Consider the following 26258-nt stretch of genomic DNA (forward strand, 5'->3'; position numbering starts at 1 on the left):
AAAATTTCAAAAAATAGGCATTTAAACAGTTGTTTTTTTATACCCCCTACCCGTATAATGTATAGAAAGATTGATAATTCCAATACATGAGGTGATAGTAATGGATCATTGCGAAGGAAATCATATAGATAAAAAAATGGTTCCTCGAACTGAAGAGGAAATTCAAAGTGTGATAAAACGTTTAAAACGTATTGAAGGGCAAGTACGTGGTGTACAAAAGATGGTTGAAGATAACCGCTACTGTGTTGATGTTTTAATTCAAATTTCAGCGATTAATGCAGCGTTAAATAAGGTCGGTTTTTCTTTGTTGGAGCGTCATACAAAGCATTGCGTTGCAAAGGCAATTCATGAGGGAAATGGAGACGAATCGATTCAAGAATTAATGAATGTAATTAAGCAGTTTTCAAAATAGGAGGGGTATACAATGGAGAGTCAAAAACATGTTACTCTTGGAGTAACAGGAATGACATGTGCAGCATGCGCCACTCGAATTGAAAAAGTACTAAATAAAATGGATGGGGTAGAAGCTAACGTAAACTTAGCGATGGAAAAGGCAAGTATTAAATATGATCCGTCTCAGCAAGAAATCTCTAATATAAAAGTAAAAATTGAAAAATTGGGGTATATCGTATCCGCAGAAAAAGTTACTCTTGATATTGAAGGGATGACATGTGCAGCTTGTACCACTCGAATTGAAAAAGTATTAAATAAAATGGAAGGCGTTTCACAGGCTACTGTTAATTTAGCTACCAATAGCGCTGTTGTCGAATACAATGAAGGTTTAGTTTCAACAGAAAGTATTGTCGAAAAGATAAAGAAAATTGGATATAAGGCGCAAATACGCAACGAGAATGAAAAGCATTCAAATAGAAAAGAAGAAATAATTAAGACGAAAAAGCGTCAATTGATTATTTCGATTCTTTTGTCCTTACCGTTACTTTATACAATGTTTGGACATATGCCGTTTGATACAGGGTTACCAATGCCGCATATTCTTATGAATCCGTGGTTTCAACTTTTATTAGCAACACCTGTTCAATTTTATATTGGAGGACACTTCTATGTAGGTGCTTATCGTGCGCTTCGAAATAAAAGTGCCAATATGGACGTGTTAGTTGCCTTAGGAACATCAGCAGCTTATTTCTACAGTCTATATGAAACATTGAAAACAGTAGGGAATCATGAATATGTGCCTGATCTATATTTTGAAACAAGTGCAGTGTTAATTACGTTAATTTTGGTCGGGAAGTATTTTGAAACAATGGCAAAAGGACGGACAACTGAAGCAATTTCTAAATTGCTTAGTTTACAGGCGAAAGATGCGCTTGTTGTGCGGAATGGTGAAGAAGTAAGAGTACCGCTTGAAAATGTCGTGATTGGAGATAGGATTATTGTAAAGCCAGGGGAGAAAATACCCGTAGATGGTATTGTCATTTCGGGGATATCTTCTGTCGATGAATCTATGATTACTGGAGAGTCTATTCCAGTAGATAAAAAAGAAGGAGATCCTGTTATTGGAGCAACTATTAATGCTAACGGACTGCTGACGATTCAAGCTGAAAAGGTTGGAAAGGACACAGCATTGGCCGGCATTATTAAAATTGTTGAAGAAGCGCAAGGATCTAAAGCACCTATTCAAAGATTAGCTGATATCATTTCAGGTATTTTTGTTCCTATTGTTGTAGCGATCGCTGTGGTTGCCTTTATTGTATGGTATTTCTTTATAACATCAGGAGATTTACCAAAAGCATTGGAAGTAGGAATTGCGATTCTTGTTATTGCATGTCCGTGTGCGTTAGGTCTGGCTACACCAACTTCGATTATGGTTGGTACGGGAAAAGGAGCAGAGAAGGGTATTCTCTTTAAAGGAGGTGAATACCTAGAAGGGACGCATAAAATCAATGCAGTGTTGTTGGATAAAACAGGAACAGTAACAAAAGGGAAACCAGAAGTTACTGACGTGTTACAATTTCAAGATGGCATGGTCCATTATGCGATTTCAGCTGAAAGTGCTTCCGAACATCCATTAGCTCATGCAATAGTTGAGTATGGGAAACAAAATAAGATAGAATTAAAAGAGCTGCAGCATTTTTCAGCCATTCCAGGACACGGCATTGAAGCAAACATTGAAGACAAAAAAGTTCTTGTGGGAACGCGCAAGTTGATGAATGAACAATTAGTAGAAATTTCACAGCATGAAGAAATGATGAAAGAACTAGAGCTTCAAGGTAAAACAGCGATGCTTGTCGCAATTGATGGGGAACTTGCTGGAATCATCGCTGTTGCTGACACAGTAAAAGAAAGTTCAAAGACGGCAATCCAAACCCTTAAACAAATGGGAATTGAAGTATACATGGTAACAGGTGATAATAAACGTACTGCTGAGGCGATTGCAAAGCAAGTTCATATTGATCATGTATTTGCGGAAGTATTGCCAGAGGATAAGGCGAAAATTGTAGAGGATTTACAAAAACAAGGAAAGAGAGTAGCAATGGTAGGTGATGGTATTAATGATGCACCAGCTCTTGCAAAATCTGATATTGGTATGGCAATTGGAACAGGTGCAGATGTAGCGATTGAAACTGCAGATGTTACGTTAGTTGGCGGTGACTTATCACATATACCAAAAGCAATTGAGTTAAGTCGTAAGACGATGAAAAATATTCGTCAAAACTTGTTTTGGGCTTTATTCTATAACGCAATCGGTATTCCTGTGGCGGTATTTGGATTATTAGAGCCTTGGGTAGCCGGAGCAGCGATGGCATTTAGCTCTGTATCGGTTGTGACGAACGCACTTCGCTTGAAACGCGTTAAAATATAAATATGGAGGAATTTAATATGACTACTACATTAAACGTACAAGGAATGACATGTAATCATTGCAAAATGGCAGTAACAAATGCACTTTCAGAGTTAGCAGGAGTACAACAAGTAGAAGTAAACTTGCAAGAAGGAACTGTAAATGTTGAATATGATGAAGCAAAAGTAGATGTAGAAAAAATGAAAGAAGCTATTGAAGATCAAGGATATGACGTGCAATAAGTAAGGAAATTCAATGATTTATAGTAAACAGGCCGTTTTATTAAAAACGGCCTGTCGTTTTTAAAATTTGGATTTATATAGTAAGAAACATGGAAATGGATGGTTGATCATATGAACAAAGTAGAAATTCATATTTTAGGTGGATTTTTAGGGAGCGGGAAATCAACGCTGCTTCAAAATCTTCTATTAGCGGAAAAGAAGAAAAATCGAAAAGTAGCAGTACTAATGAACGAAATCGGTGAATACTCCGTAGATACAGATATTGTAGGACGCGAAAATATTTTAAGAGAACTTTTAAAAGGCTGTATTTGCTGCACGATGAAAGATGAATTAGAAATTCAGTTACATTCTTTATATCAAGAGGAAAGACCGGATGTAGTTTATATAGAAACAACTGGAGTGGCTCATCCGATTGAAGTATTAGACGCTTGTCTTTCGCCTATTTTAGCTCCTTATATTGAAGTGAAGTCCATTATTGTTGTATTAGATGCAATTAGGTGGTTAAATCGGGAAACATTAAGTAAAAGCATACAACAACTTCTAAACGAACAAATGAAATATGGAAGTCATATTTTGATCAATAAATCAGATTTGCTTAAGGGCGAAGAGAAGAAACAGATTGTTGAGGAAGTAGCGTTAATAAATAAACATGCAAAATTATACGAAACGCAGTATTGTAATATATCTTTAGAGGATTTCGAAGATGTAAAACTCGCTAGTAATCAAAATCATGAAAAGTTACATGTGAAACAGCATTTACATATTCAAACGATGACCTATCCATTTACAAAATCAATTGATCAGGGCAAATTGTACGAATGGCTTTCTAATTTACCTGAGGGAATTTATCGTGTAAAAGGATTTGTGAAATTTCATGGCGATAAATACCCAACTTTGCTGCAATATTCATATGGTGTTCCATCTTTATTGGAACAGGATTTTGGGTTCCCTACAAACCTTGTCATTATTGGAGAGAACTTAGATAAGGCGAAACTGAAGAAAGAGCTAGAAATTTTGGAACAAGTTGAATTGTAAAGTTTGTGTACGGTTGTTTTTAGATGAATATTTTAATAAAGAGGGAATGACTTATTTTTTAGTCATTCCCTTTTTTATTTAAGATATAAACTTTTTCTTAGTGAATATTTATAAATGAACTGGAAGGGATTTGGGAATGGTTGGAGAAGTTAGAGATACTTCAAGAAATTTTGTTTCATCGTAGCGGTTGATAAATGTCATGATTACGGGTGTTTCGCTTCAGTGTATTCAATTCTCTAGGAAGGTAAATGATAGGGGAGGAATTATGATGTCAGTGAAAAGACGTAAGTGGCTAAAGATGGTGTGTACGGGTTGTATACTTGGATCACTGCTTGTATCAGCTGGGTGCTCTGGAAAGAAAACAAGTACAAGTAATGAGGAAACAGTTAAGGTAGGTGTACTTGCTTCGTTAACTGGCCCGCTTGAATCGTATGGTAAACAAACAGTAAATGGATTTGAGCTTGGTCTTGATTATGCAACAGGTGGAACAGGAAAAGTAGAAGGGAAAAAGATTAAGTTTGTTGTAGAAGATACGGAAACAAAAGCAGATGTAGCTGTTAAGAAGGCTACGAAACTATTAGAAGAAGATAAAGTAGATTTTTTAGTTGGTTCATCTAGTTCAAGTGATACGTTAGCAGTTTTACCATTGGCTGAAGAATATAAAAAAATAATGGTTGTTGAGCCTGCTGTAGCAGATAGTATTACAGGGAAGAACTGGAATAAATATATTTTTAGAACAGGACGAAATTCATCTCAAGATGCAATTGCTGGTGCAGCATCAATTGCCAAGAAAGATGTAAAAATTGCGACCCTAGCTCAAGACAATGCATTCGGAAGAGAAGGGATTGCAGCATTTAAAGATGCAGCAAAGAAGTTAGGCGCAAACATTGTAAATGAGCAATATGCTGATGCGAATTCTACTGATTTTACAGCAAATATCCAAAATATTATAAGCTCCAAACCAGATTATTTATTTATTGTTTGGGCAGGCGCAAATTCGCCGTGGAAGCAATTAAAAGATATGAATGTTGAGCAGCAAGGCATTAAAATTTCAACGGGTGCACCTGATATTGCAGCGTTAAAAACAATGAATGCGTTAGTTGGCATGCAAGGATTTTCAGTGTATTATAATACGCTTCCAAAAAATAAAGTGAATGATTGGTTAGTAGAAGAACATAAAAAGCGATTTAACGGTGCTGTTCCAGACTTGTTTACAGCTGGGGGGATGTCAGCTGCTATTTCAGTCGTTGAGGCCTTAAAGAAAACAAAAGGTGATACGGATGCTGATACGCTCATTAAGAAAATGGAAGGAATGGAATTTGAAACACCAAAAGGAACAATGAAATTCCGTGCGCAAGATCATCAAGCTTTGCAAACGCTTTATTCCATTACATTGAAAAAACAAGATGGGATTGATTATCCAGTCCCAGTTTTAGAGAGGGAATTAAAAATGTCAGAAACAGAACCGCCAATTCGCAATAAATAATCAGAATAATTAGAAAAATAAAGGTATACAAATTATCTAGTAGAGTCAATTGAGTATAAAGACTATTGGATGATAGTTATCCATTCCTATATAAAGGGATGGATAACTTCTTAACTTACGTAAGATTTACGGATAGATAAAGAGGAAATAACAACTAGTATAGTTTAAGTTGTGAATAAAACCACCGCTGATAAAATTTCACTTTATAAAGGAATCCTTTGTGAGGAGGACATAGTGTGGAGAAATTGTTAGAGACTCGCAACCTGTCAGTTTCATTTGGAGAGCATCATGTTATAAAAGATGTAAATTTGATAATACAAAAAGGAAAGTTTATTTCCATTATCGGGCCAAATGGAGCAGGGAAAACGACCCTTTTTAATTTGTTAAGTGGTCAACTTTCTCCAACAAAAGGGGAGATTTATTTTAAGGAACGTGACATTACAAAACGAACGGTTCCAGAGCGAACACGTCTTGGCATGGGACGTTCTTTTCAGCTTACGAACATTTTTCCAGAATTAACGGTTCTTGAAAATGTTCGGCTCGGTGTACAGTCTTATGCGAAAGATTACTATAGTTTCTTTCCGCGATTACCACGATATAAGCAGCAACAAGAAGAAGCGCGTCATTTACTCGAGGATGTATTGCTGAATGAAAAGGAAGAAGTACTTGCAAAAGATTTAGCCCATGGGGAAAAGCGAAAATTGGAACTTGCAATGCTTTTAGCACTAAAAACTGACCTGTTGTTGTTAGATGAACCGACAGCTGGTATTTCTATTGAAGAAGTTCCCGCAATTCTACAAGTGATTGAAAATATAAAAAATGATCGTGAAAAAACAATTGTATTAATTGAGCACAAAATGGATATGGTTCTTCAATTATCTGATCATCTCGTTGTGTTATTTCAGGGAGAGTTATTAGCTGAAGGATTACCAGAAGAGATTATGAAGGATGAGCGTGTGCAAACTGCCTATTTAGGGGGATTATACAGTGACACTATTAAAAGTGGATAATATCGAAACGTATTTAGATCAGTTTCATATTTTACAAGGTGTTTCTTTTGAAGTAGAGAAAGGGACAATTACAGTCTTATTTGGAAGAAACGGAGCAGGGAAAACAACAACGCTGCGCTCAATAATGGGATTTTATACAATTTCTAACGGAGCTGTTTATTTTGGTGGTGAGAAAGTAAATGGGCTATCAACACATGTAATTTCTCGAAAAGGTATGGGGTATGTACCGGAAAATCAAGGGATATTTTCCGATTTAACGGTTGAAGAAACATTCGCTCTTGCGCAAACGAAAAAAAATGAAGAAACAGATGAAAAAGTGGAATGGATGCTGAATCTTTTTCCTGACTTAAAACAATTTTGGCAGAAAAAGAGTGGATTATTAAGTGGAGGGCAAAAGCAAATGCTTGCTATTGCAAGGGCTTATATTAATAGCGAAGGTCTACTGCTTATTGATGAGCCTAGTAAAGGTTTATCACCAATTATGATCGAGAAGTTGATGATCTCAATTTTGAAAATGAAGGAAAAAACAACTGTTTTACTTGTTGAACAAAACTTTATGATGGCCAGTCAAATTGGTGATTATTTTTACATTATGGATAATGGGAAGATTGTGCATAATGGCCCGATGAGTGAGCTGAAGGGAAATAAGGAAACGTGCCATAAGTATTTAGGGATTTCTTAACCTTTATATGGGTGAGGTGAAAGATATGGATGTGTTAGTGAATTTATTTGTAAATGGTGTTTCGACAGGTGTACTTATTTTTTTATTAGCATCTGGCTTAACACTTATTTTCGGTTTGATGGACGTTCTTAATTTCGCTCATGGTGGGTTATTTGCGTGGGGCGCTTTTACTGGGGTGTGGTTGTTTCAAGTAACAGACAATTACATGTTTGCATTATTTGGTGCTATTGTGATTGGCATGTTTCTTGGCCTGCTATTAGAAAGGTTTCTCATTCGTCCTGTTTATGGAAATCATGTTCGACAGCTATTAGTTACACTTGGTGGCATGCTTGTGCTTAGTGAGTGTATAAAAATATTTTGGGGACCAAATCCGATTGGAGCTAAATTACCGAATTGGTTACAAGGAAGTTTTACATTTGATGGGATTATATTAATCAAGTATCGCTTATTTGTTATTGTAATTGGTTTATTCGTTTACGTCGGATTTGTATTGTTACTTCGGAAGACAAAAATTGGACTTATGATTCGTGCGGGTGTAATGGATAAAGAAATGGTGCAAGCACTTGGAATTAATGTGAAGGCTATCTTTTCTTTCGTGTTTTTATTAGGAGCCGGAATGGCGGCGTTAGGTGGGTTTCTTCTTGCACCTTATTCAGGAGTTATTTTTGCTGAAATGGGAATGCAGTATGCTATTTTAGCTTTTATCGTTGTAATCATTGGCGGATTAGGTAGTGTGCAAGGCTCGGTAATCGCATCATTAATTGTTGGCTTGGCAGGAGCTTTTACAGCGTATTATGTGCCAGATTTATCACTTGCGATAAACATGTTAATGCTGTTATTTATCTTATTAGTTAAGCCGACAGGAATTGTTGGTGAAAAGGGGTGAGATTGTTATGAGCACATTATCTAATCGAATTAGTTTGTATTTTGGAGGTGCAGTTCTTTTCTTTTTTATCATATTTCCTTTCTTAAACGATTCAAGGAGCATGTTAATCTTGTTTACACAAATTTTCATCTTCGCAATCTTTGCAATGAGTTTTGATATTTTATTAGGTTATACGGGAATCGTTTCGTTTGGACACTGTATGTTCTTCGGGATTGGTGCTTATTGTGTCGCACTCTTATTCGATCGACAAGAAGCATCCATATCAACTTTTTTAATAGGGATTATAGTAGCAGTCGTTTTATCAGCAGTTATTAGTTATATGATTGGTATGCTTTCCTTACGATTAAAAAGTCACTTTTATGCGATGCTAACACTTGCGATTTCTCAACTATTCTTTGTGCTCGCTGAAAAGTGGAGAACCGTCACGCATGGGGGAGATGGTTTTACATTCCGTGTGCCTGATATATTTCGAGACCGCTTCACATTTTACTATATTACATTAATGAGTCTTTTGATTATTTTTTTATCACTACAACTGTTTACGAAATCTTCAATTGGAAAAGTATTGAAAGCGATTTCGCAAAATGAACAACGTGTGGAGGCACTTGGTTATAAAATCCTCCATTATAAAGTAATTGCGAGTGTTGTAGCTGGAATTGTAGCATCTGTGAGCGGTGCACTATTTGTTATTACACTTCGATTTGTAAATACGACCGTTTTCTCAATTGACATGACGCTAAATGCTTTATTAATGACAACAATCGGCGGCATTGGAACATTAGTAGGAGGGATCATAGGGGCAGGCATCATTGAATCGTTGAAATACTATTTGTCAGAGCTTGCTGCGCAGTACCCAATATTTGAACGATGGACAATTTTTCTTGGTTTATTGTACATCATCGTTTTATTAGGTCTTCCAACAGGGATGTTAGGAACAGTCAGGAAGCTGGTGAATTGGAAACGACATAAGAATAAAGCGAAGAAGGAGCAAATTGAGCATGGTGTTTAATATTATAAAAACGGACTTTTCAATTGAAGAGTCCGTTTTAATTTCCCATTTAGATAGTCGAATTTTACAACATGAAATGTTATGATGCCATTAAGGTAGAATAAGTTAGGAAGGGGAATAGAAATAACGAATATGGATAAAGAAAAACAACAATTGAGCGTGGAAGTCGCAAGGTTATATTATCAATCCGATTATAGTCAACAAGAAATTGCAAATAAATTGAACATTTCGAGGCCGACTATTTCCAGATTGTTAAAATATGCAAAAGAAAAAGGGTTTGTTCAAATTCAAATTGCTGATCCATTTGCTGATTTAGATAATGTAGGAAACTTACTTAAAGAAAAATATAATTTGTTAGAGGCACATGTCGTATTTTCTCCAATACCAGAATATACGGTCATTACGGAGTATATAAGTAAGTTTGCTGCTGAGTATATGGAGAAGACCGTTGCAAATGGTGATATTGTTGGTGTGAGCTGGGGAACGACTATGTATGAAATCGCCAGAAAAATTATACCCCAGCATGTAAAAGGAGTGGAGGTTGTCCAATTAAAAGGGGGCATCAGTCATTCAAGTGTAAATACATATGCGAATGAGACAATTGCTTTATTTGCAGATGCTTTTCAAACGACACCGCGAAATTTACCACTCCCAGTTATATTTGATAATGCAGTGACAAAGGAATTAGTGGAACAGGATAGACATATCCACCATATTATTGCAATGGGAAAACAAGCGAACATTGCAATTTTTACTGTCGGAACTGTTCGAGATGAAGCGTTATTATTCCGATTAGGTTATTTGGATAAGGACGAAATGGATCTATTGAAAAAGCAAGCTGTTGGTGACATTTGTTCACGCTTTTTTGATGGAGACGGCAACATTTGTAGCGAAGAAATTAATCAGCGTACAATTGGAATTGATTTAGAAGAGTTACGATTAAAAAAACGCTCTGTTCTCGTTGCTGGAGGATCTAGAAAAGTAAAGGCAATTGATGGTGCGTTAAGAGGCGGATATGCGAATGTGTTAATTATAGATCAGTATACCGCAAAAGAATTGTTACATTATCAAAAAGATTAGAAATAGAAGGCTCCCTCAAAAGTAGTATTTTGAGGGAGCCTTTTTCTTGAATACATGATTTTTTTAGTATGAGTAAATAAGTGTATAGTACCTCGTATAGTATTTATAAGGAATACTTTTCGTTTCATTTCCCTTTTCAAAAACTAAAGCGTTAGTAGTCTCTATTCTTTCTACAAAATTCCAACCATCTTTCTCCATCATATTAATGAAAGGTTCCATTTTTCCTCGTTTTACTAAGTAAGGATATTCATTATCTATTGGTTCTACTGCCACCATTTCTTTATCATGGACAATCATTTTTGAAATAGCTATAGCAAATGGTATTGGGTTACCTTCCTGGAAAATTACTTTCCTTTTTTGAAAGACAAACACAGACAAAATAATACATATTAGTAATGCTAGTATAAAGGGTTTAGATTTGAGCAAATGAGTTCACAACCTTTGTTTTCCATTTTAAACTACAGTTTAAGATTCTTCTTTTTAATGGAATAATCCTCTTTAAAGAGTTTCGTAAAAGGAACGTAATTCATGTATATTGCTATTTATAGTTTAATAAATATTCTATACTGAAATCGAAAATGAAAAGGGGGCTGTTATGATGACAGCTCTCTATTGTCTTTTTAGAATGATTCTCTTTTTTGTCTAAATAAAGAATTCACTAAAAAAGATATGAACAAAATTTCAAAAGTATGTTTACAATTGTTCAAGGGAGAGTTAAAATGAAGTTGTTAAAAGATATGAGGAGTGAAGAAAATGAACATTGCAAAGTTAATTGATCATACAGTTTTGAAACCGGATACTAAAAAAGAAGACGTTATGAAAGTTTTAGAAGAGGCAAAAAAATACAATTTCGCTTCTGTTTGTATTAATCCTACATGGGTGAAATTAGCAGCTGAAGAATTAGCAGGGCATGATGTAGATGTTTGTACAGTTATTGGTTTCCCTTTAGGTGCAAACACAACTGAGACGAAAGTATTTGAAACAAAAGATGTAATTGCAAAAGGTGCTACTGAAGTAGATATGGTAATCAATGTTGGTGCTCTAAAAGATGGAAATAATGAATTAGTAGAAAAAGATATTTATGAAGTTGTACAAGCTGCAAAAGGAAAAGCACTTGTAAAAGTTATCATTGAAACTTGCTTATTAACGGATGAAGAAAAAGTTCGTGCATGTCAATTAGCTGTTAAAGCTGGTACTGATTTTGTCAAAACTTCAACTGGATTCTCAACTGGCGGGGCAACTGCGGAAGATATTGCATTAATGCGCAAAACTGTTGGAGAAAACGTTGGTGTGAAAGCATCTGGGGGAGTTCGTACACGTGAAGATGCAGAAAAGATGATTGAAGCAGGTGCTTCTAGAATTGGTGCAAGTGCTAGCGTTGCAATTGTGTTAAATGATAAAGAAGGCGCTTCAGATAACTATTAATCTATAAGAGTTTGAAAGCAATAGATACACGAAATGTAAAGAAATAGTGTATCTATTACTTTCTTATCAATATATATGTAAGCGGATACAAAGAGTAGGGAGAGAATCTTATGAAGTACTTAATGGGTATTCTAGACCTCGTTATTATTTACAGGATTTATTTTTAATAATTAAAAATAAAAAGGACTGGTGATCAAGATGAGAATGGTTGATATCATTGCGAAAAAACGTGACGGTAAAGAATTAACAACAGAAGAAATTCAATTTTTTATTAAAGGATATACAGATGGAACAATCCCTGATTATCAAGTAAGCGCACTTGCGATGGCTATCTTTTTCCAAGATATGAATGATCGTGAGCGTGCAGACTTAACGATGGCAATGGTTGAATCTGGAGAAACAATTGATTTATCAGAGATTGAAGGGGTTAAAGTAGATAAACATTCAACTGGCGGTGTTGGTGATACAACAACATTAGTTTTAGGCCCGTTAGTGGCAGCTTTAGATGTACCAGTTGCGAAAATGTCTGGGCGCGGTTTAGGACATACAGGTGGAACGATTGATAAATTAGAAGCTGTAGAAGGATTCCACGTTGAAATTACGAAAGAACAATTTATCGACATCGTAAACCGTGATAAAGTTGCAGTCATTGGACAAACTGGAAATTTAACACCTGCTGATAAAAAGATTTATGCATTGCGTGACGTGACAGGAACAGTAAACTCTATTCCATTAATCGCAAGTTCCATTATGAGTAAAAAAATTGCAGCTGGTGCTGATGCAATTGTCCTTGACGTGAAAACAGGTGCAGGTGCATTTATGAAAACAGAAGAAGATGCAATCGAATTAGCCCATGCAATGGTGCGAATCGGAAACAATGTTGGACGTCAAACAATGGCTGTTATCTCTGATATGTCACAACCTCTTGGATTTGCAATTGGTAATTCCCTTGAAGTGAAAGAGGCGATTGACACATTAAGAGGAGAAGGGCCAGAAGACTTAACAGAATTGGTGCTTGTATTAGGAAGCCAAATGGTTGTACTTGCTAAAAAAGCAAATACACTAGAAGAAGCGCGTGAAATGTTAAAAGAAGTTATGAAAAATGGTAAAGCAATTGAGAAGTTCAAACAATTTTTACACAATCAAGGCGGAGACAGTTCAATTGTTGATCAACCGGAAAAATTACCACAAGCGAAATATGTAATTGATGTACCAGCTAAAACTTCAGGAGTTGTGTCTAACATTGTTGCTGATGAAATTGGTATTGCTGCGATGCTACTAGGAGCAGGCCGAGCAACGAAAGAAGATGAAATTGACTTAGCTGTTGGCTTAATGTTACGTAAAAAAGTTGGTGACGCTGTTAAAGAAGGAGAGCCATTAGTAACGATTTATGCAAATCGCGAAGATGTTGAAGAGGTAAAAGCGAAAATTTACGAAAATATCTCTATATCAGAAAAGGCGGAAGCCCCAAAATTAATCTACACTGTTATCACTGATTAATACTTAATAATCACATTTACTTTGAGGAGGAATTGATATGAATAAACAAAAATATATTGAAGAAGCTACAAAAATGTTATCCAAAGCTTATATTCCGTATTCAAAGTTTCCTGTTGGAGCGGCCCTTGTTACGAAAGATGGCAAAATTTATACAGGCTGTAATATAGAAAACGCATCTTATGGTTTATGTAATTGTGCCGAAAGAACAGCGATCTTTAAAGCAGTGTCTGAAGGAGAACGTGATTTTAGTTATTTGGTCGTAACGGGTAATACGGATGGACCGATTTCGCCATGCGGAGCATGCAGACAAGTGATTGCAGAATTTTGTGATCCGCAAATGCCAGTATTATTGACAAATCAAAAAGGTGATGAAAAAGAAGTAACAGTTGAACAATTGTTGCCAGGTGCATTTGCGATAGATGATTTAATCTAATAAAATATAAATATTGTAAAATGAACTGTTCCTCGAATCATGGATATTTAAAAGTCCTCGATTCGGGGTTTTTGCATTTTCATAAAAGTGTCAGAAGATATTAAAAATCTAACAAAAGAACTTTCAAATGCAGAATCACGGGTATTTGCATTAACAGCCTATCTCAAGGATACTGAATACCATAAACTATTAATACATTACAAGATATTTAAACTAGTGAGCTGCAGTGGGATCAAAATATAATTCTTTACTTAAATTTAAATAGAAGAGGACTAATTTACTTTGACAGGAAAGTATGCAATAAAACTTTTAAATCCTCAAATAATGCTTAGACCAACGGCAATACGAAACTATATCAATTCAGAAAAAATAGCCAATTTCTTGTCTAATAACATTCCAACTCTCCCAGCAAAAAAAATTAATGGAGATGTTTTACAAAAAGTAGACCATCAGTTTTATCTTGTGTTTGATTGGATGGAAGGCGAAAGTCTGAAACCATATGAAATTAATAATATTCATTGCGGAAAAATAGGTGCAATTCTTGCAGAAATACATAAAGTTGATTTTTCTGAGTTAGTCATAACAAATACTGGATTTGATAATGGACAATTAATTAATTGGAATTATTATTTGCAAAGAGGTAAAGAAAATAGTTCAGAATGGGTTAAGTTATTCCTTGAAAATCTCGATAATCTTAGTAAATGGAATTCGAAGGAAATTTGTGCATCTGAGTCTCTTTCATCAAATATGGTTATTAGCCATAGGGATTTAGATTCTAAGAATGTTATGTGGAACCAATACAATGCAGTTCTTATTGATTGGGAATCAGCTGGTTATATAAATCCAATGCAAGACTTAATTGAAACGGCAATCTATTGGTCTGAAAATGAAAAAGGGGATATTGATAAACAAAGATTCTTCTCTTTTATAAGCGGATATAAAAAGAGATATGGTGAACTACAAGCAGACTGGAGAAAAGTATTAGCAAATGGCTTTTTAGGCAAGTTAGGATGGCTTGAATACAATTTAAAACGTTCTTTATGGATTGAATGTACAGATGAAGAAGAACAGAAGATGGGAACTATCCAAGTAATAGAAACAATAAATGAGATTAGATGCTATGCAGATACAATTCCTAAATTATTGAATTGGTTAAATAATGAGTTGTAAACTAAGGTTCTTCAACTACAGGTAGCTTTAATGGAATAACGAATACAACCGTTCCACAATGGAATGGCTGTTTTTTTATACCTCACGCAGAAAATTCGCAGTAATACTATTTGAATTTTGGCAGACACTGAGCAACATCTGGTTTATCTGTTCTTTTTCCGCCATTTTCTTACTATGTTGAATGAAACTGAAGCAATAGTGGTAATTGTCCAAATACTTGGTGACTACTTCCTAAAATCTATCCATCCCTTTAGTCGTTTGTGGTAGTTTCTCTAGAAAGGGTATAATAAAATGGTAGAAGTAGACATTAAAAGGGATTGTTTTGCATTGGTGTAGAAAAACTTTGTTTGATATAAAAAGATAAGATAAGAGACGGTGATACGATGACGAAGAAAGAAAGAATAGAAGCAGGATGGAACTTTGATAACAGTTATGCCCGTCTACCGAAATCGTTTTTTTCGGGTCGCAGTCCAACGCCTGTTCGCTCACCAAAATTGACTATTCTCAATCATTCGTTGGCAACATCATTGGGATTGAATGCCAAAGAACTAGAAAGTGACGAGGGGGTAGCGGTACTGGCAGGAAATCGGATTCCTGAAGGTGCGTTTCCTCTTGCACAAGCATATGCAGGTCATCAATTTGGACATTTTAACAGGTTAGGAGACGGCAGGGCTTTGCTACTTGGCGAGCAGATTACGCCTTTAGATGAGAGGTTTGATATTCATCTGAAAGGTTCTGGCCGTACGCCATACTCCCGCAGAGGAGATGGACGAGCGGCATTAGGACCAATGTTACGTGAATATATTATTAGTGAAGCAATGCATGCGCTTGGTATTGCTACGACCCGTAGTCTAGCGGTAGTAACAACCGGGGAGTCAATTATTCGTGAAACGGAACTGCCTGGTGCAATTCTCGTTCGTGTGGCTGCAAGTCACCTGCGCGTTGGCACTTTTCAGTATGCTGCTCAGTGGGGGACTGTTGAAGAGCTTCAAACTTTAGCTGACTATACATTAGATCGGCATTATCCAGGCGGTGATGCAGCTGAAAATCGCTATCTTTTCTTGCTTGAGGAAGTAATTAAGCGTCAAGCTTCCTTGATTGCGAAATGGCAACTAGTTGGTTTTATTCACGGAGTAATGAATACTGATAATATGACTATAAGCGGAGAAACAATTGATTACGGTCCTTGCGCCTTCATGGATACTTATGATCTGGAAACAGTATTCAGCTCCATTGATATTCAAGGGCGTTATGCTTATGGAAATCAGCCGTATATTGGTGGATGGAATCTTGCAAGATTTGCTGAAACGTTATTACCGCTATTGCATAGTGATTATGCAAAATCAATGGAAATGGCTCAAAATGCAATTTTAAATTTTAATGAGTTATATCAATCAAACTGGCTTGCTGGTATGAGAGCGAAATTAGGGATATTTAACGAAGAAGTACAAGATAAATCCCTTATTGAAGATCTCCTTACTATCATGCAGAAGTATCATGCGGACTATACGAATACCTTCCGTGCGTTAACTTTTGATAAGCTGGAGGACATGGCTTTGTTTGGAACGCCAGAGTTTGCCGAGTGGCATGAGCGGTGGCAGGAAAGACTAAGTAGACAGGAAGAATCGAAAGCTTCCTCAAACATATTAATGCGAAAAAGCAATCCGGCGATAATCCCTCGGAATCACAGGGTAGAAGAAGCATTAGAAGCTGCTGTAGAACATGGAGATTACAGCGTGATGGAACGTCTTCTTAATGTCCTTTCAAATCCTTACGAGCACTCACCTGAACAGGAGGAGTATGCGGCGCTACCTGAACCATTATCCTGTCCTTACCGAACGTATTGTGGTACTTGATAGAAGCATTAAGTATCCTATTTTCTACAATATAGTTTACGAATCGTACAAAAATGCTACTTCTTTAATTGAGGTAGCATTTTTAAAATTTGTTTTTAGTAGAGGTCATAAATTTCTGCTTTTAATTTGTCTGGAATAATAATGAAACAACCGTTTTCATCAACAGCAATTAATTTTCTTCTTTTTAATTGATTAATTGTGCGACTAATCGTTTCTCTTGATGTTCCAATCATATTGGCGAGTTCCCGATTTGTAAACTGAGTCGTTAAAGTATATGTGTCATTCATTACTACACCATTTGACTTACATAAACGGAGCAATAACATAATAATTTGTTCGTAAGTATCGTGAAGAATTTGTTCTTCTAATCTGTTTTGAAGATCTACAATTTTTTCTCCAAGAACCTTAAACATTTTAATACATAATTCAGGATGCTGAATCAAAATTTTCTCGAAATCAGCGATTGGAGTAACGATCAATTGTGCAGTCTCAAGTATTTCAGCATGTGCTGGGAAGGTACCTTTTTGGAAAAATCCAGCATGAGGAAACATTTCACCAGCTTGAAGTACAGAAACAATTTGTTCTTTTCCGGTTGGGTCTGTTTTTTGAATTTTCACTTTACCAGAGTGGATAAAAAACACGCGATCAAGTATGTCGCCCTGCATAAATACAAATGATTTTTCCTTATACATTCGTAATTGTGAAATATCTACAATAGGCTGAAGTTCTTCTTCTGAAAGTTCTTTAAAGAGAGGGACTTCCTGTAAATGTGTTTTTATCATATTTGCTTTCATATATACAACTCCTTAATAATTCCAGACAAATTTCTATATTTAATGTATACCAATTTTTTAAATAAAGCAGTGATAAAAGTCATATAAAGTGAAACGTTCATCAGTAATAGAAAAATACATAAGAAATAGAACATGAGCAAAAAGTGCTTATGTTCTATTTTTTACGTATAAGCGGAATCTATTTAAGTGTTTATTCAATATCAAAAAATGTTGGTTTTGAGCCATAATTTAATATCTACAAACTCACCTTTTGTAATTAAGCCTGTGCAATTGCACGAGGGAACAAAATATTATTTTCTAAATGAATGTGCTCGAATAGATCGGATTCAAGAGCTGCAAGTCGTTGATAGACAAGACGATAAGTACCGCAAGCTCCTTCTGGAGGAGTAAAGTCATTCGTAATGTTACGAAGTTCTTTCATAATATCACCAGCATGACTATGTTCACTTTCCAGCTGGTCTACCACTCTGCGCAATTTCAAATAATTTTCATCAGTTGGATTTTGTTCAAATGCTAAAATTAATGGAAAATCATCTGTTTCTTCTTTGATTATATGTTGTTCTAATTCTGTTTTTAGTTCATGGAATAGCTTGTGAATTTGAGCTAAATGAGGCTGTTTGGATCCATGAACACGGAATACTTTTGTCACATATGGACTTAACTGTGGCAATTCTTCATTTAAAAATCGATGATGTTTATTCACAATATAGTCAATTAATTCGCTATAAGAGGCGATTGTCCAGTCAATTTTTGCTTCATTTAATGCTTTTGTTTCATGATAAAGCGTATTTAAGTTTGTTATAACCTCTTCTACTGATAAATTTCTCTCATGAATTGCATCGATAAGTGGTCTGTTACCTCCACAACAAAAATCTATTCTATATGATTTGAAAAGGTCACTTGCTTTTGGGAATTTCGTAACAATATCACCAATTACAGAAGTCTCAGTAAATACGTGTTCCATATGAATGCCTCCATAAAATTTAAATTTTGTATCTAGATTAAAAATATCAATAAAATTAAGTTGATGTAGTGATATATATCACTGATAACCTGTGAATTTCACCATACGTTGTTTGTGTAAAAAAGATGCTGTTTGTATCTATGTTAAAAGTAAGTAGAGTCAAAATAAACTGGTTAATTGACGAAAAATTACAACAATAATACAATGAAATAAACTGGATAGTCAGTTTTAAGGGGATGTATAGAATTTAAGGGGGATTGTTATGAAGCAATCATTTTTTACTCGAAATCGAAAAAGATTAGTGGAAACACTGCCGGATGAATCTATTACGATTCTATTTGCCGGACAAGCACCTTATAAATCAGCCGATGGACATTATAAATTTGTGCCAAACCGAAACTTCTATTATATGACTGGTATTGATCAGCCGAATCTTATTTTTGTGTTAAAAAAAGTAGGCGATACAGTAGAAGAAACGCTTTTCATTGAAAAAGCCGATCCAGTTCTTGAAAAATGGGTAGGCAAAACAATTTCAAAAGAAGAAGCAGAAAACATTTCTGGTATAAAAACGATTGTGTACTTAGAAAGTTTTGAATCATCAATAGCAAGAACGTTTTTTACAGAACGTGTGAAACACGTATATTTAGATTTGGAACGCCGAGAGTGGGCAGGGACAGAGACACGGACGTTAGCATTCGCTAAGCATGTAAGAGAACATTATCCACACCTTTCAATCGGTAACGTTTATCCAAATATTTGTGAACTACGAGTATTTAAAACGAAGGAAGAGATTGAAAAGATTAAGGAAGCAATACTGGTTACAAAAGAGGGCATTTATAATGTGCTCAAGCATGCAAAAGAGGACATGATGGAATATGAATTAGAAGCTCATTTTGACTTTACGCTAAAATCATCTGGTATTAAACATCATGCATTCAATACGATTTTGGCAAGTGGGAAAAATGCAACGGTGCTGCATTATGAGGACAATGATTCTAAAATTAATAAAGGTGACTTAGTGCTGCTTGACCTTGGAGCTCAGAAGGATTATTATAATGCTGACATTAGCTATACGTTCCCAGCGAGCGGAACATTTTCGGATCGCCAAAAACAGATTTACAATATTGTGCTAAAGGCGTTAAGGGAAACAATTGAGCTTATAAGACCTGGATTAAAATTCGCAGCATTAAATGATCATACGAAAAAGGTGCTGGCGGAAGAGTGTAAGAATATCGGTTTAATAGAGGAAGATTCGGAACTCTCCAACTATTATTATCATGGGGTGAGCCATTTCCTCGGTTTAGATACTCATGATGTAGGTTCATACAAAGACCGAGTACTCGAGGCTGGTATGGTCATTACAGTGGAACCTGGGTTATATATTGAAGAGGAAGCGATTGGGGTTCGTATTGAAGATGATATTCTAGTTACTGAAAATGGATATGAAAACTTGTCAAAAGATATAATAAGAACTGTTGAAGAGATTGAGGATTTCATGAGAGTACATAATCCGAATCTAAAGGATAGACAGATTGTTGCAAAATAGGAAGAACGAAGGCGCCTACTGTGTGGCGTCTTTTTTCGTGTTGTTTTAGAATTTAAAGTAATATGTTATATAATGAGTTCCTATTGTGAAGGTACTAAAATTAAGCGTATAATATTAGGGGTCTATAGTAGGGTATACAAAATTGTAGGTGTGAAAATTAGTGAAGGCTTTAAAGTGTTTATACGAAAAATGAAGAGATATTAAGGAAGCAATACTGGAATGTAGATAGGGAGTTTTAAAATGAAATTAATTATTGCCGAGAAACCAGATCAAGGTTTGGCGCTTGTTTCTCAATTTAAATACAGACGGAAAGATGGCTATTTAGAAGTAGAGGCGAATGAATTGTTTCCGAACGGGGCTTACTGTACGTGGGCAATTGGTCATTTAACGCAGTTATGTAACCCGGAACATTATCATGCAGAGTGGAAAAAATGGTCATTAGATACGTTGCCGATGATTCCAGAACGTTTTCAGTTTGAAGTAACAAAGTCAAAGTATAAGCAATTTAATGTTGTGAAACAGCTGTTACATAATCCGCAAGTGACAGAAATTATTCATGCGGGAGATGCTGGGCGCGAAGGGGAATTAATCGTACGGAATATTATTCATCTTTGTAATGTGCAAAAGCCGATGAAGCGTCTTTGGATTTCTTCTTTAACGAAGCAAGCAATCTATCAAGGGTTTAAAAATTTACTTGATGAAGCGGATACAATCAATACGTACTACGAAGCATATACGCGATCATGTGCTGACTGGGTTGTTGGGATGAACGCTTCCCGTGTTTTTAGTATTTTACTAAAGAAAAAAGGAATGAATGATGTATTCTCTGCGGGGCGTGTCCAGACCCCAACACTTGCATTAATTGTGAAACGTGAGAAAGAAATTGAGAACTTTAAATCTGAGCCATTTTGGGAAGTGTTCGCAACCTTTCATATAGAAGGAAAAAAATATGACGGTAAGTGGGAGCAAGATAATGAGTCACGTTTAAAAGATCCAAATATGGCAAATAAAATCGCTGCATTTTGTCAAAATAAACCGGCTGAAGTGAAAGAAATGAAAACAGAGCGGAAAGAGTTTCAGCCACCATTTTTATTTAATTTGTCATCATTACAAGCAACGGCGAATAAAGCATTTAAATTTTCGCCAAAGAAAACACTCGATATAACACAAGCTTTATATCAAAAAGGAATTGTCTCGTATCCACGTTCGGATTCTAACTATGTAACAGAAGGCGAAGCTGCCACGTTTCCTGATATTTTACAGAAATTAAGTCAGTTTGAAGAATATAAAGATGTATTGCCAGCGCCAATTCCTTCTATTATGAATAATAAGCGCTATGTAAATGAAAAAAAGGTTACAGATCACTACGCAATTATTCCAACAGAACAAGTAACGAATCCAAATAAATTATCAGGCGATGAAAGAAAAATTTACGATATGATTGTAAGGCGCTTAATTGCAGCGCATTATGAAGCTGCGATTTTTGACTACACGACTATTACAACACTTGTTGATGGCCGTGCTGAATTCATATCGAAAGGAAAGCAGCAAATTCAAGAAGGCTGGCGTAAAGTGATTTTCCAAGATGATAAAGACGAAGAAACAATCCTTCCGATTGTGCAGGAAGGGGAACAAGGTAAAGTTGAAAAGGTGAAAGTGAAAGAAGGAAAAACACAGCCGCCAAAACGATATACAGAAGGTCAGCTTATTACGTTAATGAAAACAGCTGGAAAGTATTTAGAGAACGAAGAACTGGAAAAAGTATTAAAAAAGACAGAGGGTTTAGGGACTGAAGCAACGCGGGCTGGTATTATCACAATGCTGAAGGACAGAAAGTATATTGAAGTAAAGAAAAACCAAGTATATGCGACTGATAAAGGAAAAGTACTCATAACCGCAATTGGTGATAAAATATTAGCTTCACCAGAAATGACAGCAAAATGGGAGCAGCGCCTTGCAGAAATAGGGGAAGGAACGGCGTCGCCAGCTACATTTATGGAACAAACGAAAAAGCTCTCAGCAAAAATTATTGAAGATGCAATTGAAATGTCTGAGAAATGGGATTTTACAGGATTACACGTAGAATCGATTGAACGCTCCAATTCAAAATTTACAGTTGGTAAAAAGGTAGGAACATGTAAAAAATGTGATGGAGATGTCATTGATAAATCTACGTTTTACGGATGTTCAAACTACAATACAACGAAATGCGATTTCACAATTTCTAAGAAAATACTAGGAAAAACGATTTCGCAAAAGAATATGAAGAAGTTACTAAAAGGTGAGCAAACAGAATTAATGAAAGGCTTTAAGAAGAATGATAAAACGTTTGACGCAAAGTTAGAGTGGAAAGATAATAAAATTAATTTTGTATTTGAGAAGTGAGAGTTGTATACCTTACAACGAAGTTTTACGCTTAGTAATGAAACTACTTATTAGATTATATGAGAAAAATCATGACAATTTTATGTCATGATTTTTTGTGTTAAGAGTGCTTTTTTCGTATATCTTGTGTTAAGAAAATATAAGCCATTCAGAAAAAGAATAACTATATAAAGGCTTTATTGGGGAAATTAAATAAAAGGGTTTATTAAGGAATGAATTATTGTGAGAAGCAAGGGGATTGAACGTGAGATTGAAGAGCTTTATACCGATCAGCTAAAAAAAGAAACTGTGACAGAATTGAAGTTCATTGCCATTCAAGAAGAATAGATGCACATAGATTTTATTCTCGACAAGGGTTTACTGGATTCCAAAAATACTTTATCCCGCTATTCGTGGGCAGTAATACTCCCACCTCAAAATTCGGCGAAAGCATTGTCTAGTTCCAGTGGCTAGAATGTTCGGTGGCTTCGCTTCTTCCTACGAGGTAAAAAACACCTCTACGTCAGAAGCTCCATCCTCCTCACATTCTGGACGAGCCACTTCCACATTTCTTTGTTGTCCAGCACTAGCGGCTAGAATCTCCGGTCGTTTCGTCTCCTCGGACGAGGCAAAAAGCGCCTCTCTGCCTTTGGTGTGGGCGTCCTGTGATTCTCAGCGAGCCGCTTCCGCTTTTCTAAAGAAGTTAGGTGGGAGATAAACTGCCCGTAAAAGCCCGATTGGTGAGGGCTGATAATCAGTGGGGGATGAAGAAAATCCCACTGATTATAGTTTCACTTTATATAAGCTATAAATTAGGATTGCGTTTCATAGGAGGTTTAAATGAAAAGAATATTGCCGGGAGCCATTTTATCTTATACCCAGTATGGATATTTAAAAGTGCCACAAAATATTAAAAGCCAATGTCCGAATTGCGGTAAATCAAGTGAATTTGCGTTGAAAGCGAATTTTTACCAAGTGAAAAAAGGCGGATTATTCGCAGAAGGGCTTTGTTCAGAATGTAAAAAACCATCACAGTTTGTTATTATGTTTCATAATTGTTCAGATCAAATCAATGAAGTAGACATCTATATGTATAATCCTTCAGCTTCAAAAGATCCTTTACATCAACTCGAACACAACAAAAAAATCCCTATAGACCTTCTCAGATCATATCGCTCTACCTTAAATATCAGTCAGTCAAAAGATCATTCTGCTACTGCAGTGATGTCAAAACGAGTTCTTGAAGGTGTCCTCAAATATTTCCTTGGGGAGAAAACGAATGGGCAGTCTCTTTCCCAACAATTCGAGCAATTTCCAAAACATGTTGATTTAACGAAACCGATTCAAAATATTGGTCACCTTGTTCATCCAGACAGCCCTTTTTATGAAATGCTTGAACTAAGGCAAGAAATTGATGATGAAACGATTGTTTTATTAACAGAATTATTGGAAGTCCTTATTGAATATTTATTTGTACTGCCTGAAAAAATCGAATTGATACATGACAAGGTTGAACAGAAATTGAAATAGAATTCGCATATGCGACTATCCATTTGAGAATAATAATATCCTTTCATATAAAGTGAAGCTTCCATCAGTGATTTTTTTATCCCAACTGACGGAAGGTCCGTTAATATACAAAAAAAGAAGATAGCCACCTATATATGAGATGGCTATCTTCTTTTTTGAACGTGCTTTTAAAAAGTACATTTGCTCATTGTGAGTATATATCTTTTGATTATTCTTATATGTACATATATTATGCTTGAATATCAGAAAATAAAATTAGTAGTGTTTTCTAATATGGCTAATTTTGTTTTTCTAACGCGACCTATAGTATTTACTTTTTATATTTTGTTAGATAGGAAAAAGTATGTAGTTGGTTCAGTTGTAGAATGCTTATTTATCATTATAAAAATTCTGTAAAGAATGAGTGTTTCAGTTGATTATATAAGTAATTAATTATATACTTATTTCTAAGGAGAGGAAATTAAAATAAACCCTCTTAAAGAATATTACGTTTAATTTTTGCTCAACATATAAGTATATGCTTATTTAATTATAAAAAGGGTAGGTGAGGGTATGGAAAATACAGTTATAGAGCTAACAAGGGCTTCACAGCTATTGAAATTATTAGGAGACAAAACAAGACTAACAATTGTATCTATTCTTAAACAACGCGAGTGTTGTGTTTGTGAACTTCTTGAAGTATTTGATATGAGTCAACCTTCTATCAGTCAGCATCTTCGAAAGTTAAAAGATTTAGGCTTAGTGCAAGAAGAGCGCAGAGGTCAATGGATTTATTATTCTTTAAATCAAGCAAGTGATTTATACACACTTTTGGAAGATATTTTAGCACATGTACCAGATCAAATAGAGAAAATCAAACAAATTGAGAAGAGCAATCCCACACTTCGGTGTGGGTGTTAATAAATAGTTTGAAAGGGAAGTGAGAAGGATGAGCAACATGGGGAAAAAACGTCTGTCTTTCCTAGATCGATATCTAACCCTTTGGATTTTTCTTGCAATGGCAGTAGGAATTGGAGTTGGCTATCTATCCCCTGGATTTGTTGAGGGAATGAATAGCTTACAAGTAGGAACAACCTCTATACCACTTGCGATTGGGTTAATTTTAATGATGTATCCGCCACTCGCTAAAGTTCGTTATGAAGAGATGGGGCGCGTTTTTAAAGATGTAAAGGTACTCATATTATCACTTGTACAAAACTGGATTATTGGTCCGGTTCTGATGTTTGTTTTAGCAATCATATTCTTACCAGATAAACCAGAGTATATGGTGGGACTAATCATGATTGGATTAGCTCGTTGTATTGCAATGGTTATTGTTTGGAATGACTTAGCAAAAGGTGATACAGAATATGCGGCAGGATTAGTTGCTTTTAACTCTGTATTTCAAATGTTATTTTTCTCAGTATATGCATATGTCTTTGTAACAGTCATTCCAGAATGGTTAGGAATTAAAGGTGCTGTTGTAAATATCACAATGGCAGAGGTTGCAAAATCAGTCTTTATTTATCTAGGCATTCCGTTTATTGCAGGAATGTTAACACGTTTGATTTTTGTAAAAACTAAAGGGCGAGAATGGTATGAAAAAGTATTCATTCCAAAGATCAGCCCAATTACATTAATCGCATTACTATTTACAATTATTGTGATGTTCTCCTTAAAAGGTGAGGTCATTGTTAGTGTACCACTTGATGTTGTACGTATTGCAATTCCATTACTCATTTATTTTGTAATCATGTTCTTTGTCTCTTTCTTTATGGGCAAAAAAATTGGTGCAAGTTATGGAGTAACGACAACATTAGCATTTACAGCTGGAAGTAATAACTTTGAATTAGCAATTGCTGTAGCTGTAGGGGTATTTGGAATTCAGTCTGGCGCAGCTTTTGCAGCAGTTATCGGTCCCTTAGTAGAGGTTCCAGTTATGATAGCTCTTGTAAATGTAGCACTGTGGTTTCAACGTAAATACTTTCAAACACAACCAAAATAATTATTGATATTAAGGTGGAATTAACATGGAAAACAAGAAAACAATTTACTTCTTATGCACAGGAAACTCTTGTCGTAGCCAAATGGCGGAAGCTTGGGGCAAAAAATATTTAGGTGACAAATGGAATGTATTCTCTGCTGGTATAGAGGTACACGGAGTAAATCCGAATGCAATTAAAGCAATGAAAGAAGTAGACATTGATATTACGGACCAAACATCCGATATCATCGATCGTGATATTTTAGACAAAGCGGATCTTGTTGTAACACTTTGTGGTCACGCAAATGATGTATGTCCAACAACACCACCCCATGTAAAACGAGTTCACTGGGGATTTGATGATCCAGCTGGTCAAGATTGGTCTGTATTCCAAAAAGTTCGTGATGAGATTGGCGGACGTATTAAAAAGTTTGCTGAAACAGGAGAATAATAGAAAACAAAATAAGCCGAGAAAAAATTCTC

The 26258-nt window shown here is 35.6% G+C and carries 24 protein-coding genes and 1 pseudogene; 21 read left to right on the top strand and 4 right to left on the bottom strand.

Annotated features, from left to right (window positions below; translation table 11 throughout):
* Window positions 1–100 precede the first annotated feature (100 nt).
* The 10 genes from Q9306_RS10085 (at window position 101) to deoR (ending at window position 10230) form a co-directional block, all read left to right on the top strand.
* Window positions 101–412, top strand: coding sequence for a metal-sensing transcriptional repressor (locus Q9306_RS10085; protein WP_306197885.1), 312 nt, complete (start codon window positions 101–103; stop codon window positions 410–412).
* 12 nt (window positions 413–424) lie between these two features.
* Window positions 425–2821: a heavy metal translocating P-type ATPase gene (locus Q9306_RS10090; RefSeq protein WP_306197887.1), complete on the top strand. Its 2397-nt coding sequence runs from the start codon at window positions 425–427 to the stop codon at window positions 2819–2821.
* 17 nt (window positions 2822–2838) lie between these two features.
* Window positions 2839–3042, top strand: coding sequence for a copper chaperone CopZ (gene copZ / locus Q9306_RS10095; RefSeq protein ID WP_306197888.1), 204 nt, complete (start codon window positions 2839–2841; stop codon window positions 3040–3042).
* A 111-nt stretch (window positions 3043–3153) separates the two neighbouring features.
* Window positions 3154–4077 (top strand): CobW family GTP-binding protein, encoded by a 924-nt coding sequence (locus Q9306_RS10100; RefSeq protein WP_306197890.1) that lies wholly within the window; start codon window positions 3154–3156, stop codon window positions 4075–4077.
* 268 nt (window positions 4078–4345) lie between these two features.
* A complete protein-coding gene (locus Q9306_RS10105; RefSeq protein WP_306197893.1) occupies window positions 4346–5563 on the top strand; it encodes a substrate-binding domain-containing protein in 1218 nt (405 codons plus the stop codon).
* Between the two features lie 236 nt (window positions 5564–5799).
* On the top strand, window positions 5800–6573 hold the full coding sequence (locus tag Q9306_RS10110; RefSeq protein WP_306197895.1) for an ABC transporter ATP-binding protein: 774 nt from the start codon (window positions 5800–5802) through the stop codon (window positions 6571–6573).
* A complete protein-coding gene (locus tag Q9306_RS10115; protein ID WP_306197897.1) occupies window positions 6551–7255 on the top strand; it encodes a branched-chain amino acid ABC transporter ATP-binding protein in 705 nt (234 codons plus the stop codon). Before Q9306_RS10110 ends, Q9306_RS10115 begins: the two co-directional genes overlap by 23 nt.
* 25 nt (window positions 7256–7280) lie before the next feature.
* Window positions 7281–8141, top strand: a complete 861-nt coding sequence (locus Q9306_RS10120; RefSeq protein WP_306197899.1) for a branched-chain amino acid ABC transporter permease — start codon at window positions 7281–7283, stop codon at window positions 8139–8141.
* 100 nt (window positions 8142–8241) lie between these two features.
* Window positions 8242–9150: a branched-chain amino acid ABC transporter permease gene (locus Q9306_RS10125; protein ID WP_306197998.1), complete on the top strand. Its 909-nt coding sequence runs from the start codon at window positions 8242–8244 to the stop codon at window positions 9148–9150.
* Window positions 9151–9282: 132 nt separating this feature from the next.
* Window positions 9283–10230: a DNA-binding transcriptional repressor DeoR gene (deoR, locus tag Q9306_RS10130; RefSeq protein WP_306197901.1), complete on the top strand. Its 948-nt coding sequence runs from the start codon at window positions 9283–9285 to the stop codon at window positions 10228–10230.
* A gap of 63 nt (window positions 10231–10293) precedes the next feature.
* Here the strand turns inward: deoR and Q9306_RS10135 are convergent, their stop codons facing one another.
* The gene (locus tag Q9306_RS10135; protein WP_306197903.1) at window positions 10294–10656 is read right to left on the bottom strand and encodes a hypothetical protein; all 363 of its coding nucleotides are present in this window, start codon (window positions 10654–10656) and stop codon (window positions 10294–10296) included.
* Between the two features lie 327 nt (window positions 10657–10983).
* On the opposite strand from Q9306_RS10135, the gene deoC reads away from it, so the two are divergent.
* The 4 genes from deoC to Q9306_RS10155 all read left to right on the top strand — a co-directional run bounded on the left by deoC (window position 10984) and on the right by Q9306_RS10155 (window position 14758).
* Entirely contained in the window at window positions 10984–11655 is a 672-nt protein-coding gene (deoC, locus tag Q9306_RS10140) for a deoxyribose-phosphate aldolase (RefSeq protein WP_306197905.1), read from the top strand.
* 198 nt (window positions 11656–11853) lie between these two features.
* Window positions 11854–13155 carry a pyrimidine-nucleoside phosphorylase gene (locus Q9306_RS10145; protein WP_306197908.1) on the top strand — a complete coding sequence of 434 codons (1302 nt, stop codon included), beginning with the start codon at window positions 11854–11856 and terminating at the stop codon, window positions 13153–13155.
* A gap of 37 nt (window positions 13156–13192) precedes the next feature.
* Complete coding sequence (locus Q9306_RS10150) at window positions 13193–13588, top strand: cytidine deaminase (protein ID WP_306197910.1); 396 nt, start codon at window positions 13193–13195, stop codon at window positions 13586–13588.
* A 282-nt stretch (window positions 13589–13870) separates the two neighbouring features.
* Complete coding sequence (locus Q9306_RS10155) at window positions 13871–14758, top strand: phosphotransferase (protein WP_306197913.1); 888 nt, start codon at window positions 13871–13873, stop codon at window positions 14756–14758.
* A gap of 75 nt (window positions 14759–14833) precedes the next feature.
* On the opposite strand, the pseudogene Q9306_RS10160 reads toward Q9306_RS10155, so the two are convergent.
* Window positions 14834–15027, bottom strand: a pseudogene (locus Q9306_RS10160) (IS1595 family transposase); the annotation flags it as partial.
* Window positions 15028–15141: 114 nt separating this feature from the next.
* Here Q9306_RS10160 and Q9306_RS10165 point away from each other — a divergent pair.
* Window positions 15142–16614, top strand: a complete 1473-nt coding sequence (locus tag Q9306_RS10165; protein WP_306197915.1) for a protein adenylyltransferase SelO — start codon at window positions 15142–15144, stop codon at window positions 16612–16614.
* A 95-nt stretch (window positions 16615–16709) separates the two neighbouring features.
* Here the strand turns inward: Q9306_RS10165 and Q9306_RS10170 are convergent, their stop codons facing one another.
* Window positions 16710–17408, bottom strand: coding sequence for a Crp/Fnr family transcriptional regulator (locus tag Q9306_RS10170; protein WP_306197917.1), 699 nt, complete (start codon window positions 17406–17408; stop codon window positions 16710–16712).
* 256 nt (window positions 17409–17664) lie between these two features.
* Window positions 17665–18372: an iron-sulfur cluster repair di-iron protein gene (ric, locus tag Q9306_RS10175; protein WP_306197919.1), complete on the bottom strand. Its 708-nt coding sequence runs from the start codon at window positions 18370–18372 to the stop codon at window positions 17665–17667.
* 262 nt (window positions 18373–18634) lie between these two features.
* Between ric and Q9306_RS10180 the strand changes: the two genes are divergently transcribed.
* The 6 genes from Q9306_RS10180 (at window position 18635) to arsC (ending at window position 26226) form a co-directional block, all read left to right on the top strand.
* The gene (locus Q9306_RS10180; RefSeq protein ID WP_306197921.1) at window positions 18635–19918 is read left to right on the top strand and encodes an aminopeptidase P family protein; all 1284 of its coding nucleotides are present in this window, start codon (window positions 18635–18637) and stop codon (window positions 19916–19918) included.
* A gap of 240 nt (window positions 19919–20158) precedes the next feature.
* A complete protein-coding gene (topB, locus tag Q9306_RS10185; protein ID WP_306197923.1) occupies window positions 20159–22303 on the top strand; it encodes a DNA topoisomerase III in 2145 nt (714 codons plus the stop codon).
* 819 nt (window positions 22304–23122) lie between these two features.
* The gene (locus Q9306_RS10190; RefSeq protein WP_306197925.1) at window positions 23123–23812 is read left to right on the top strand and encodes a hypothetical protein; all 690 of its coding nucleotides are present in this window, start codon (window positions 23123–23125) and stop codon (window positions 23810–23812) included.
* A 552-nt stretch (window positions 23813–24364) separates the two neighbouring features.
* Window positions 24365–24712, top strand: a complete 348-nt coding sequence (locus tag Q9306_RS10195; RefSeq protein ID WP_306197927.1) for an ArsR/SmtB family transcription factor — start codon at window positions 24365–24367, stop codon at window positions 24710–24712.
* Window positions 24713–24740: 28 nt separating this feature from the next.
* Window positions 24741–25796: an ACR3 family arsenite efflux transporter gene (arsB, locus tag Q9306_RS10200; protein ID WP_306197929.1), complete on the top strand. Its 1056-nt coding sequence runs from the start codon at window positions 24741–24743 to the stop codon at window positions 25794–25796.
* Between the two features lie 25 nt (window positions 25797–25821).
* Window positions 25822–26226: an arsenate reductase (thioredoxin) gene (gene arsC, locus Q9306_RS10205; RefSeq protein ID WP_306197931.1), complete on the top strand. Its 405-nt coding sequence runs from the start codon at window positions 25822–25824 to the stop codon at window positions 26224–26226.
* The last annotated feature ends 32 nt before the right edge of the window (window positions 26227–26258 follow it).

It is taken from the genome of Bacillus multifaciens, assembly GCF_030756675.1.
Lineage (GTDB): Bacteria > Bacillota > Bacilli > Bacillales > Bacillaceae_G > Bacillus_A > Bacillus_A multifaciens.